The sequence below is a fragment of the candidate division WOR-3 bacterium genome (assembly GCA_039803925.1).
In the GTDB taxonomy this organism is placed as follows: Bacteria; Hydrothermota; Hydrothermia; order Hydrothermales; family JAJRUZ01; genus JBCNVI01.
The window spans coordinates 1-12,738 of sequence record JBDRZL010000007.1; the positions used below are offsets into that span (position 1 = coordinate 1).

Consider the following 12,738-nt stretch of genomic DNA (forward strand, 5'->3'; position numbering starts at 1 on the left):
GAAATAATAGGGAAAAATGAAAAATTCTTAAAAGCTCTTGAACTTGCTAAAAAAGTTGCTGGAGAAGATGTAGCAGTTCTTTTAACAGGTGAGTCAGGAACAGGTAAAGAGGTTTTTGCAAGATTCATCCATTTAAACTCTAAAAGAAAAGAAGGACCCTTTATACCAATCAATTGTGCTGCAATTCCCAAGGAACTTCTTGAAAATGAGCTTTTTGGTTCTGAAAAAGGAGCATTTACTGGTTCATATAAAACAAAAATAGGAAAATTTGAACTTGCTGATGGAGGAACCTTATTTCTTGATGAAATTGCTGAAATGCCTCTTGAACTTCAACCAAAACTTTTAAGGGCAATTGAATATAAAGAAATTGAAAGACTCGGTGGATTAAAACCAATTAAAGTTAACACAAGAATAATTGCAGCAACTAACAGGAATCTAAAAGAACTTGTTGAAAAGGGTTTATTTAGAGAAGACCTTTATTATAGATTATCCGTATTTCCAATTCATCTTCCACCTTTAAGAGAAAGAAAAGAAGATATACTTTTAATATCTGAAAATTTCTTGAAAAAAATGGAAAGAAAATATGGAAAAAAACTAAAGCTAAATGAGGAAAGTAAAAAAATTTTAATTACCTATGATTTTCCTGGTAACATAAGAGAACTTGAAAATATACTGGAAAGAGCAGCAATTTTAACTGAAGATGGCATAATAAAAAAAGAACATTTGATGATTGAAAAAATTGAAGATAAAGAAAAAGAAATAAAAATTCAAAATTTAAAAGATATAATTGAAAAGGAAATTGAAAAAAAGGAAAAAGAAATAATTGAAAATACATTGAAAATTACAAAAGGGAATATTTCAAAGACAGCAGAAATTCTTGGTATTTCAAGAAAATCACTTTATGAAAAATTAAAGAAATATAAAATAAATTACTAATTAAAAAGAATCAGAGTAAAAAAAATAAAAGAAATAATTAAGAAAAAGAGTGTATAAGGAACCAATTCCTGCACTTTTACCCTTGTTATTCCCAAAATAGGTAAAGCCCAGAAGGGTTGAACCATATTTGTCCATTCATCACCATAAGCAATTGCCATTATAACCTTTGAAAAGGGAACACCAAGAATTTTTGCTGCCTCTATCATCACAGGACCCTGAACAGCCCACTGTCCTCCTCCTGAAGGAATAAATAAATTAACAATACCAGCTGAAATAAAGGTATAAAAAGGAAAATTTTCAGGAACAGAAAATGAAACAAAGAAAATGGAAAAAACATTTATAAGACCTGAATACTTCATCATACCCATAATTCCAGCATAAAAGGGGAACTGGATTATTATTCCTGTTGATGCTTTTACAGAATTAAAAGTGGCTTTTAAATAAGAATGGGGTGAAAAATGTAAAAAGAGTCCAGCAAAAAGAAATATAAAATTCAAAGTATTTAAATTTAAGGAAAATTCACCCTTTTTTATAATGTAAAAGATGTTAATTAAAAAGATTAAAAAGAAAAGTGCAGGGAAAATAAAAGAATTCTCAAGAATATTCAAAAAGAATGAAAAAGGCTTTTTCTCCTCTTCTTTTTCTTCAAGTTCAGGAATTTCGCATTCAATTTTAATTTTGGATAAAAGAAATATAAAAAGAGGTAAAAAAATAACAAAAAGGAACCAGAGCAAAATATTTTTTATGGAAAAGATAGTTTCAGAAATATTTATAACTCCTATTTTACTTTCAAGGAAGTGTCCCTTTGTAGCACAGGTTAATGGAGCACTGCCTGATAATCCTCCGTGCCAGACTAAAAGTCCTGTATAAGCAGAAGCACATAAAAGAGGATAATTTATATACTTATTTTTTTCTTTAAAGGATTTTCCTATTTCCTTTACAAGAAGTGCTGAAGCAATAAGGGATAAACCCCAGTTGAAAAAAGCAAGAATCATTGAAAAAATTGAAGTAAAAACAATAAAAAATTCTTGACTTAAATTTAAAGAGCTAATTTTTTTAATAATTCTTTTTAAAGGCGGTGATTCTGCTAAAGCACCCCCTGTAACAAGAATTAAAACCATTTGCATTGAAAAGGATAAAAGATCCCAAAAGGAATTCCCCCAGTAATAAACCATATCAATAATAGAATTCTCTGTAAGGAAAGACCCTAAAAGAATTGTAATAATTGTCAGAATCAAAACAAAAATGAAGGGGTCAGGGTAAAATTTTTCAAAAAATAAAAAATAATATTTAAAAAACTTCTTCATTTTTTTATAGCAATAAATCTTGTTTCAAATGGATAAAACCTGAAAATTTTTAAAATTTTTTTCAATATCAATTTTTTTGAAGGTATCATTTCTTCTTCAAAAATGAAATTTTTTTTATAAATCTTAAAACCTATTTTTTTTATTAATTTTTCAAGTTCAAAAAATTTAATAAAATTCAATTCTAAAAGAAAGCTTTCAAGAAAAGGAATATCTTCCCATCTCTTTTTTATTCTTTTTAAACCCCTTCTATAAAAAAAATTTTTTATTAAAAACTTTGATAAATTTTTAGGTAAAAAAGGTATTAAAGGAACTTTAAAATGGGGCTCAAAGGGGAAAAAATAGTTGGGAATTGAAAGATATAAAATACCACCCTTTTTCATTACTCTATTTACCTCTTTTAAAAAAATAAAATTATCTTTAATATGTTCAAGTGTATGGGTTAAGATAACGATATCAAATACTTCACTTTTGAAAGGAAGATTAAAACCGTTACCTACAAGAGGTTTTATATTACTTTCTGAAAGTTTCTTTTTTAAATTAACAACATAAACAAAATCATTTTCAATATCAAGGGAAAAAACCTTTGCTCCTTTTTCTTCAAGTAAAAAAGAATTGTGTCCAAAACCGCATCCTAAATCAAGAATTTTTTTATTTTTTAAAGAAAATTCCCTATCTAAAAAGTTAACAAAAAAAGTATAATCTATTCTCAAATCAGATTTTGATTTTAGATATTTCTCCTTTTCACCTTTTTCCCAGTTAGGTATTGAGAGTTTCATCCAGTCCTCATTTCTTTCAGTAATCTCTTTAATTTTCTGATAAATTTTTTCTTTTAGATAATCATTATTCATAAAGGAGCTCTGTAGAGGGGAAAGAAAAACTCATCTTTTATAGGTCCCATTTTTTTTCTTTCTTCAACAAGTTCATTATAAACTTTTTCATTATGAATTAAACCGTAAACATAGTATGGAAGATGCCAGTTTGAAAATCCTGATTTGAATAAAAAAAGTTCATCCTCTCCTTTCATTCCTCCACCAAGATGCATTATTTCAAAACCTTTTTCTTTCGCAAATTTAATTGCTTCATAAATAATAAGATGTGTTCCACCTAAATTTCTATAGTTATGATTAGAACCGGAAAGGAAATAGTGGAAAAATTTACCATAACCCAAAAATATTGAGGATGCTATAGGAATCCCTTTAAAAAAAGAAATAAATACAAAAGAATATTTAAAATTTTCTACTAATTCTCTTACAACCCACAAAGGGAAAAAATAAAAATCTCTTGCTTTCTTTCTTTTCATTGTTTCAATATAAAGAGTATGAAAAATTTTTATATCTCTTTCCTCTTTTGATATCTTTAATTCTACTTTTTCCCTGATTGCTTTTTTAATAATTGCCCTGTGCCCTTTTCTTATTCTCTTTTCCATTTCTTCAAACCTTTTTTTTAAATCAATAAAAACACTGAAAGTAACAAAATGGGTAATAAAATTCTCCTGAATCAATGATTTATCGAAAAAATAAGGGTGAAGTCTTCCAAATTCAGCCACAATTTTATTATCCAAAAGAAAAACTTTTAATTCCTTATAAAATTCTTTTGTAAGTAAATGCTTATCTTCTGATTCTACAAGCAAACCTCCACAACCATAGGGAGTTGATATATCAAAAAAATTTTTAGATTTTATTTTTCGCTTAATAAAAGGAGAAAAAACTTTTCCTTTATCATTTTCATAATAAAAAAACAAGGGCTCACCATCTTCGTATTTTGAGAAAATTTCAATATATTTTGGAGTGTAAAATATATCAGGCAAAGAAATGTTATGAAAATAATTTCCTTCAAAGATTTGAAGCATGTTAAGATTTTAACAGAAATTAATTTTTCTTATCAATTTTTAATTATATATCCCTATACTGAGGAAAGAGTGTGGGCATATCTTTAATATCCTTATATTTTATAAATTCAAATGTAAGTTCTTTGTAAATATCATGGAAATAAATTTTTTTTGAAATTATATAATCTTTTTCTTTTTTAGAAAAACCCCTTTTGAAATCCAATAAAGAGTCCGGCTTTCCTCTTCCTCCTCCAAGGGAAAAATATCTAAACTTTTTAAAATTTTCCTTTATAAAACACCAGAAAAGAAAGTGAGTAGAGCCTTTAGTTTTATAGCCTTCTTCACTTAACCCACCTAAAAAATAATGGGAAAAAATGTTATATTTTAAAAATAAACCAGAGGATAAAATATTTTTATCTTTAAAAATGAAATAAAAAGAAGAAAAATCTTTTGTGCTAATTTCTTTAAAAAATTCAAAAGGGAAAAAATGCCTTCTTTCTCCCTGTTTTACTTTTAAAGTATTTATATAAACATCATAAAAAATTTTTATATCTTCAATTTTATTTGATATTAAAAATTCAAAATTATTTTTTTCAGCAAACCTTATATTTCTTCTTACATTTTCATTAAAACTTTTAAAAATACTTTCAGTATCATTAAATTCAGAGAAATCCATGTATACTAAAGGAGATATTACTAAGAGATCATAATAATCACTTAAAGGAATATGATTTTCAATTAAAGGATGAAATCTAACAAATTCTGAAACAGTTTTTGTATCAGTAAAATAATCCCTTAGCTTCTTAAAAATTTTTCTAACATCACCTTTAAAAAGAGGACCACAAGCACCGTAAGGGGAAGTTATATCAGAATAATCCCTGTATTTATCAGGAACATAAGGTAAATTATTGAAAGGTCTTCTAATATAGGGGTAAAAAAATCTTAAAGATTCATCTTCATAATATATTGCCTCAACTCTTCCAGGTTCTATTATTGTATTTATCTCCAAAAAGTCATAAGTAAAAAAAATATCAGTATTTTCAAAATTTTTAAGAATATTCTCCCATTCCTCTTTTGTGTTAATTATCTTCATTCAATATTAAGTTTTTTGTTAAAAATTTCCTCTTTTGCGTAATTTTTAAAAAAATTTATTATAACCTTTTTAATTATCAAATCACCCCTTATTCTCTTAAAGGGTGAAGGAATAAATTTAGGTAATTTACCCTTTAAAATCTTTTCTATTGAGTCTTCAATTTCCTCTGATTTTAAAGCATTATAAATGTAACCTCCCCTTTCCCTTAATTCTGTTCTTCTCCCTACAGTAATAACAGGAATTTTAAATAGACATGCTTCATAAAGGGCACTTGATGAGTTTCCTATCATGAATTTTGCATTTTTCATTAAAGAAATAAATTCTCTATAGGGTAAATTATCAATTAAAATAAAATTTCCTCTCTGAGCTTCACTAAAAAGAAAATTTCTCATTTCTCTTCCTCCTGGATCATTGTTTGGAGAAATAGCTACAAAGGGTAAGCTAAATTTAAAAAGGGCTTTAAGGATAATCTCAAGTTCCTCTAAGGATTTTTCCTTTTCAAAAGGAAAGGGATGATGGATTAAAAGAGCATATTCTTTTTCTTTAAATAAATTATATTTATTTTTTAAAATTTTATAATCAGGAATCTCTTTAAAATCAAGAGAATAAATTCCAAGATTTCCCACTACGAAAATTCTTCTTTTATCCTCCCCCATTTTAATTAGATTTTTTTTACTATTTTTAGTAGCAGGAAAATGAATGTGAGCAAGTTTTGAAATACAGTGTCTTATATATGTATCAGGCAACATAAAAGAAGTATTATCTCCACCATGGATATGGGCAAGGGGAATCATTAAAAAATTTGCCGAAAGAGCAGCAGAAAGAACTTCAATCCTATCTCCTAAAACAAAAACTATGTCAGGTTTTAAAATTTTAAATACATGAGTAAACTGGATAATTCCGTTTCCAAGAGAGATAGGAAAAGCCTCATCAAGATCAGAATCCAAATGGAAGGGAACCTCATAATCTATATTAAAACCATCATTAATTATATCATTTTTTGTTAAACCAAAAAAAGGAGAAAGATGAGAACCTGTAATTACAAGTTTAAAATCAAACTCCGGCGAAATTTTAAAAGTTTTTAAAACAGGGTATAAAAGTCCGTATTCAGCCCTTGAACCTGTTATAAAAACTGTTTTTATTTTTTTCATCTTTTTTATTATAATTAAAACTTAAAAAATTATTAAAAACAATTTTATAACATAAGGAGGAAAAAATGGAAAAACTTTCCACAAAAGAATACCAGACAGTCTCTTATATATCAGGTCCTCTCTTATTTCTTGAAGGGGCGAAAGATTTTTCCTATGCAGCACTTGTAGAAATAATAATGCCAGATGGAACTAAAAGAAAGGGACAGGTTCTTGAAGTATCCGAAAAATATGCTGTAATTCAGGTTCTTGAAGGGACACTTGGACTTGATGTGGCTTCAACTAAGGTAAGATTTCTGGAAGATCAGGTTCATATAGGTGTCTCAAAAGAACTTATAGGAAGGATTTTTAATGGAAGAGGTGAACCCATAGATGGACTTCCTGCACCAACTCCTGAGAAGAGATTACCAATAGTAGGTGCTGCTATAAACCCAATTGCAAGGGATAAACCTTCTGACTTTATTCAGACTGGAATTTCTGCAATTGATGGATTCAATACTTTAGTGAGAGGACAAAAATTACCAATCTTTTCAGGAGCAGGACTCCCTGCAAATGAAATAGCTGCAATGATAATGAAGTATGCTAAAGTAAGAGGAGAAGGTGAGGAATTCTTAATAATTTTTGCAGCAATGGGTTTAACTTCAAGGGAGTATGCTTACTTTATGAAGGAATTTAAGGAAAGTGGAGCACTTGGTAGAATAGTTGCTTTTGTCAATCTTGCTGATGACCCTGCTGTAGAAAGACTTTTAACTCCAAGATTTGCTCTTACAGTTGCAGAATACTTTGCCTTTGAACTTGATTATCATGTTCTTGTAATTCTATCTGATATGACAAATTACTGCGAAGCTTTAAGAGAAATTGGAGCAGCAAGAGAAGAAGTACCGGGAAGAAGAGGTTACCCAGGCTATATGTATACAGACCTTGCAACCATGTATGAAAGAACAGGAAGAATAAGGGGTAAAAAGGGTTCAATAACTCAGATACCAATTTTAACAATGCCAGATGATGATATCACTCATCCAATTCCAGACCTTACAGGTTATATTACAGAAGGTCAGATTGTGTTGTCAAGGGAGCTTCACAGAAAGGGAATATTCCCTCCAATTGATATTTTAATGAGTTTATCAAGGCTTATGAACTTGGGTATTGGTGAAGGAAAAACTAAAAGCTATCACAGGGAGTGGAAAGACCAGCTTTATGCCTGTTATGCAAGGGGAAGAGATTTAAGAAGGCTTGTTGCTATTATTGGAGAGGATGCTTTAAGTGACATTGATAAAAAATATTTAAAACTTGCTGATGAATTTGAAAATGTTATGTTGAATCAAAGAGATAAAGAAAGGTCAATTGAGGAAACTTTTGAAATAGGATGGAATTTAATGGGAATGTTACCCAAAACAGAACTCTCTAAAATTAAAAGAAAATATCTTGAGGAATTTTATAAACAATGGATACCACAACAGGCAAAAGAAGCCTATTAAAAGGTATTGAAAAAGATGAAATCTGGGGACCAGTTTTTAAAATGGTCGCCCAGCAGGTAGAAAAAGCTTTTCATATTGGTAATTTGAACGAAAAATATTTTGAAACAATTCTTGAACCTGAAAGAGTTTTAAGAGTCTCTATACCTGTTGTAATGGATAACGGAGAAATTAAATGTTTTGCAGGCTACAGAGTCCAGCATTCAACAGCAAGGGGACCTGCAAAGGGTGGTATAAGGTATCATCCTGATGTGACCCTTGATGAAATAGCAGCTCTTTCAGCCTGGATGAGTTTTAAAAATGCACTTGTTAATATACCCTTCGGGGGTGGTAAAGGAGGAATAAAAGTTAACCCTTCAAAACTTTCTCATGGAGAATTAATAAGATTAACAAGGAGATACACATCAGGAATTTTACCATTAATAGGACCATATAGAGATGTCCCTGCCCCTGATGTTAATACAAATGATATGATAATGGATGTTATTATGGATACTTATTCTATGTTTCAGGGTTTTACAACACCAAGTATAGTAACAGGAAAATCTGTTTCTCTTGGAGGTTCTGTTGGAAGAAGGGAAGCTACAGGTAAAGGAGTTTTTTTTGTTACAAGGGAATTTTTGAAAATAAAAAATAAGGATTTGGAAAAACAAAAAATTGCTGTTCAGGGTTTTGGAAATGTAGGTTCTGTTTTAGCTTTATCCTTTTATGATGCTGGTGCAAAGGTTTGTGCTGTAACTGATGTTTCAGGAGGTCTTTTTAATAAAAATGGATTAAACATTCCAAAAATTTTGAAATTAATACAAGAAAAAAAATTCTTAAAGGAAATAAAAGGTGAAGGTGATTTTATAGAAAACAAAGATCTCTTTGAGCTGGATGTAGATATACTTGTTCCTGCTGCTCTTGAAAGACAGATAACTGAAAAAAATGCTGAAAAAATAAAAGCTTTTTTAATAGTTGAGGGTGCAAATGGACCTACTACTCCTGAGGCAGAGAAAATTTTACTTGATAAAGGAATTTATATAATTCCTGATATTCTCGCTAATGCAGGTGGTGTTATTGTTTCCTATTTTGAATGGGTTCAGGATTTACAGTATTATTTCTGGAAAGAAAAAGAAATTTTTGAAAAACTTGAAGAAATTTTAATAAATGCTTTAAAAGAGGTTATCAATAAATCTGAAGAATTAAAAACTGATTTAAGAACTTCAGCTCTTATAATAGGTTTATCAAGAATAATAGATGCAATAGAAAGGAGGGGAATTTTCCCATAAAAAAAGTAAGTGTCTTAATACCAGGTTATAACGAAGCAGAAAATATTGATGATTTAATAAAAGAGATTGATGATTTTATAAATAAATTTAACTTAAAAGACTGGGAGTTTATATATATAGATGATGGATCTACTGATAACACAAGAGAAAAAATAAAACCTTACCTAAAGGAAAAAAATTATCTAAAATTTGTTTCCTATAGAAGAAATATGGGGAAAACTTATGCTTTGCAGAAAGGAATGGAGGTGGCAGAAGGTGAAATATTTATAATTTTTGATGCTGACCTTCAGTTTACTTTTGAAGATGCTAAAAGGCTCCTTGATAAAATTGAAGAAGGATTTGATATAGTTTGTGGTAAAAAAACAGGAAAATATAATAAAAAAATTGTTTCTTTTTTCTATAATAATTTAACGAGACTTCTTTTCAATGTTCCTGCCACTGATATGAACTCTATTAAAGCAATAAGAAGAAAAGTCTTAGAAGAAGTTCCTTTAAGAAAGGACTGGCACCGTTATATTGTAGTCTGGGGATGGGAATATGGATTTTCTGTTACTGAAATTCAAGTCACTTTAAGACCAAGAAGGTACGGAAAGAGTAAATACAGGGGTTTAAAGAGAATTTTAATAGGCTTTCTTGATCTTATTGCTGTAAAAATTCAAATTTCCTTTATGAGAAAACCAATGTTACTTTTTGGTACTCTTGGAATTTTTTCTTTTATTACAGGACTAATAGGTGCTATAATTGGAATTTATTTTAAATATTATCTTCATAAAAAAGTAAGACTTATTTCAGTAATTTTCCTTTTAGCCCTTTTCACACTTTTAAGTCTTTCCCTTTTTGTAGTAGGTTTCTTAGGTGAAGCTATTGCAGGAATTTATGATAGGCTTGATAAGTTAGAAAGAAAAAAATGAGAATTCTTATAACAGGTGCAGGAGGTTTTATAGGAAGTCATCTTGTCGAACACTTAAGCAACAGATTTAAAATTATTGCCTTTTTAAGATATAATTCTCAGGGTGATATTCAAAATCTTAAGTTTTTAAATAAGGAAAATTTTAAAAATATAGAAATTGTTTTTGGTGATTTAAGGGCAAGGGAGGAAATTGAAAAATTTATTAAAAAAGTAAACCTTTTGATAAATCTTGCAGCAAATATATCTGTTAAAAGGTCCTTTGAAAATCCTGAGGAAGTTTTTTTTAACAATACTTTAATAACTTTTAATATTTTAAATGCTTTGAAAAAAAATAAAATTCCCCTGATTCATTTTTCCACCTCAGAAGTATACGGAAATCCAGAAAAGTTACCAGTTAAAGAAAAAGATAGTAAAAATGCCTTATCACCTTATGCTGCCTCAAAAATTGCCTGTGATGAGCTTGTAAAGTCAATATGTAATTATGAAAATATTCCCTTTTTAATTTTAAGACCTTTTAATAGTTATGGACCAAGACAATCAATAAGATCCCTTATTCCATGGATAATATATGAAATACTAAATTCAAAAGTAATAAAAATTGGAAATTTAAACACAAAAAGGGATTTTCTTTATGTTAAGGATCTTGCTAAAATAATTGAAAAATTGATTGAAAAGGAATATTTTAAAGGTGAAGAAGTAAATATATGTTCAGGAAAATCTTATTCTGTCAGGGAAATAATTAAGCTTTTGTTTGAAATATCAGGAGTAGAAAAGAAAATAAAAGAATTAGATATAAGAAAAAGACCTTTTAAAAATGAAATTCTGGAATTGAGAGGGGATAATAGTAAAATAAGTAAAATACTGGGTGAAATTAAATTGACAAATTTCAAGGAAGGGCTTAAGGAGACTTTTGAATTTTATAAAAAAACTGGATTTGAATCTCCTTCAAATTTCAGTTTACTTTGAAAATTTTAATATTAAGATTTTCCTCAGGTGGAGATTTAATCCTTTTAACAGGAATTATAGATAAACTTTTAAAGAAAAACATTGAGGTTTTTTTAGTAATAAAGAAAAAGTTTAAAAATATTTTTGATGGCTTTGAAAATTTAAAAATTTTAGAACTGGAAAAGGAAAAAGAAATTTTAAAGCAAAGTTTCGACTATGCTGTTGATTTACAGAAGAACTTAAAGAGTTTCTTTTTAATGAAAAAAATAAAAGCGAAAAAAAAATTATATGCAAATAAAAGAAGTTTAAGAAGAAGATTATATTTATTTTTCAGGTTTCCTTTAAAAGAAAAATCCTTTATAAAAATATTCTCTGAACCATTTGAAAAAATTTTTAATGAAGATTTTTATGTTAGACCCATATTGAAAGGGGAAAAAGAGTTTAAAGGATTGCCGGAAAAATATATTTTAATTGCTCCTTTTTCATCTAAAGGAAAAAAAAACTTAAAAGATAAAACTTTAAAAAAAATACTTGAAATTAAAAGTAAGGAAAATTTTTGTGTTATTGTAGGTGATGAAAAAAGTAAAAAAGAAAATTTACCTTTCATAAATGATAAAATCATTGATTTAAGGGGCAAAACTGATTTAAATGAATTGTTTTATATAGTGAAGAATTCTTCTTTTGTTATAACAGTTGACTCAATGGTTTCACATATAGCAAGTGCTTATAAAAAAAGTGGTGTAGTTTTTTTCGGACCCACTACTTTTCTTTACGGATTCAAACCCTTTGGAGATGAATTAAAAGTAATTTTTAATAAAACTTTCTGCTCACCCTGCTCTCTACATGGTGAAGGAATATGTTTATTTAATAAAAGATGTTATAATTTAAAGATTTTTAATAATTTTATTTTTTAAAAAAAGAGGGGGGATCTCCCCCCTCTCATTCTTCTTTTACAGATTTATAATCAGAATTTAAATATTCCTCCTAAAGTAAAGCCCAATCTTGTTACAAAATCATTTTTACCCATTAAAGATATTCCGTATGGAAGGTATTCGTCAACAACTGCTCCTTTGATAAAGAAAGAAAACGGCATAGCAGGAGGAGTTATTGTAACATAAGGTATCAAAGAAAAATGATTTCCATCAGTATCCGGAATTTCCTCACCTTCTTTTTTTTGAGTTGTTCTCATTCTGTAAATTAACTCAAGTCCAGCTTCACCAATTGCAAATTTATATCCACCCTTTGCAAAAAAGGCAAAATAGTCACCATTATCTATTTTAACTGTCTGAAAACCAGGCTGTGGAAAAGGAACAAATATTTTTGTCTCACCTTCAAGTGTGAGGAAATAATATATACCTGCAGAAAGTGAAAACATTGGATTTGGTAAAGTGCCGCTTAAATTGATCATAATAGCATTCTGTTCATCTGTATTTGGAATCTTATTGGTACCCATTTCAGGTCCCAAATCCATAAGAAAACCGAGCTTTGCCTTAAAGAACAGACCTTTAGCACCAAGGAAGAGCACTAAATTCTGAAGTGCAAAACCACTTGAAACTGAATTTCCCTGATCAGGTGAAATTTTATGCTGAGATAATCTTAAATCTCCACCTCCAAAAAGTGTTAGAGTAGGGAATTTGTAAAAATCATATGAGCCTCCAAGATAGATGTTCATTATACTGGCAGATCCCCCTATATCATGAGCGTTTCCGTCTTTATCGTATTCTTGGGAAGCACTTCCGTATCCGAGATTGAGCCACGCCTCTCCCCCTGCAAATAGGGGAAGTGCTATTATGAGGGCTATTAATTTTTTCATTTAATTACTCCT

12 protein-coding genes are annotated in these 12,738 nt (G+C 28.9%); 6 read left to right on the forward strand and 6 right to left on the reverse strand.

Annotated features, from left to right (window positions below):
• A partial coding sequence (locus ABIN17_04295; GenBank protein MEO0284279.1) for a sigma-54 dependent transcriptional regulator occupies positions 1 to 936 on the forward strand: 936 nt, incomplete at its 5' end.
• On the opposite strand, the gene ABIN17_04300 is transcribed toward ABIN17_04295, so the two are convergent.
• Genes ABIN17_04300 through neuC form a run of 5 tightly spaced genes read right to left on the reverse strand, consistent with a single transcriptional unit; the run spans position 933 to position 6,315 of the window.
• Complete coding sequence (locus tag ABIN17_04300; GenBank protein MEO0284280.1) at positions 933 to 2,243, reverse strand: TIGR00366 family protein; 1,311 nt, start codon at positions 2,241 to 2,243, stop codon at positions 933 to 935. The two genes, ABIN17_04295 and ABIN17_04300, sit on opposite strands and share 4 nt — an antisense overlap.
• On the reverse strand, positions 2,240 to 3,091 hold the full coding sequence (locus ABIN17_04305) for a class I SAM-dependent methyltransferase (protein ID MEO0284281.1): 852 nt from the start codon (positions 3,089 to 3,091) through the stop codon (positions 2,240 to 2,242). The genes ABIN17_04300 and ABIN17_04305 overlap by 4 nt, the downstream gene beginning before the upstream one ends.
• Complete coding sequence (locus ABIN17_04310; GenBank protein MEO0284282.1) at positions 3,088 to 4,092, reverse strand: GNAT family N-acetyltransferase; 1,005 nt, start codon at positions 4,090 to 4,092, stop codon at positions 3,088 to 3,090. Before ABIN17_04310 ends, ABIN17_04305 begins: the two co-directional genes overlap by 4 nt.
• 43 nt (positions 4,093 to 4,135) lie before the next feature.
• Entirely contained in the window at positions 4,136 to 5,164 is a 1,029-nt protein-coding gene (locus tag ABIN17_04315) for a hypothetical protein (protein ID MEO0284283.1), read from the reverse strand.
• The gene (gene neuC, locus ABIN17_04320) at positions 5,161 to 6,315 is read right to left on the reverse strand and encodes a UDP-N-acetylglucosamine 2-epimerase (protein MEO0284284.1); all 1,155 of its coding nucleotides are present in this window, start codon (positions 6,313 to 6,315) and stop codon (positions 5,161 to 5,163) included. The genes ABIN17_04315 and neuC overlap by 4 nt, the downstream gene beginning before the upstream one ends.
• A gap of 65 nt (positions 6,316 to 6,380) precedes the next feature.
• Here neuC and ABIN17_04325 point away from each other — a divergent pair, with 65 nt between their 5' ends.
• From ABIN17_04325 to ABIN17_04345, 5 genes are read left to right on the forward strand one after another with little or no spacing between them, the layout of a single operon-like run.
• Complete coding sequence (locus ABIN17_04325) at positions 6,381 to 7,790, forward strand: V-type ATP synthase subunit B (protein ID MEO0284285.1); 1,410 nt, start codon at positions 6,381 to 6,383, stop codon at positions 7,788 to 7,790.
• The gene (locus tag ABIN17_04330) at positions 7,757 to 9,058 is read left to right on the forward strand and encodes a Glu/Leu/Phe/Val dehydrogenase (GenBank protein ID MEO0284286.1); all 1,302 of its coding nucleotides are present in this window, start codon (positions 7,757 to 7,759) and stop codon (positions 9,056 to 9,058) included. Before ABIN17_04325 ends, ABIN17_04330 begins: the two co-directional genes overlap by 34 nt.
• 17 nt (positions 9,059 to 9,075) lie before the next feature.
• On the forward strand, positions 9,076 to 9,969 hold the full coding sequence (locus ABIN17_04335; GenBank protein MEO0284287.1) for a glycosyltransferase family 2 protein: 894 nt from the start codon (positions 9,076 to 9,078) through the stop codon (positions 9,967 to 9,969).
• Complete coding sequence (locus ABIN17_04340) at positions 9,966 to 10,934, forward strand: GDP-mannose 4,6-dehydratase (GenBank protein ID MEO0284288.1); 969 nt, start codon at positions 9,966 to 9,968, stop codon at positions 10,932 to 10,934. Before ABIN17_04335 ends, ABIN17_04340 begins: the two co-directional genes overlap by 4 nt.
• The gene (locus ABIN17_04345; GenBank protein MEO0284289.1) at positions 10,931 to 11,827 is read left to right on the forward strand and encodes a glycosyltransferase family 9 protein; all 897 of its coding nucleotides are present in this window, start codon (positions 10,931 to 10,933) and stop codon (positions 11,825 to 11,827) included. The genes ABIN17_04340 and ABIN17_04345 overlap by 4 nt, the downstream gene beginning before the upstream one ends.
• Before the next feature lie 50 nt (positions 11,828 to 11,877).
• Here ABIN17_04345 and ABIN17_04350 read toward each other — a convergent pair whose 3' ends face one another.
• The gene (locus ABIN17_04350; protein MEO0284290.1) at positions 11,878 to 12,726 is read right to left on the reverse strand and encodes a hypothetical protein; all 849 of its coding nucleotides are present in this window, start codon (positions 12,724 to 12,726) and stop codon (positions 11,878 to 11,880) included.
• Between the last annotated feature and the right edge of the window lie 12 nt (positions 12,727 to 12,738).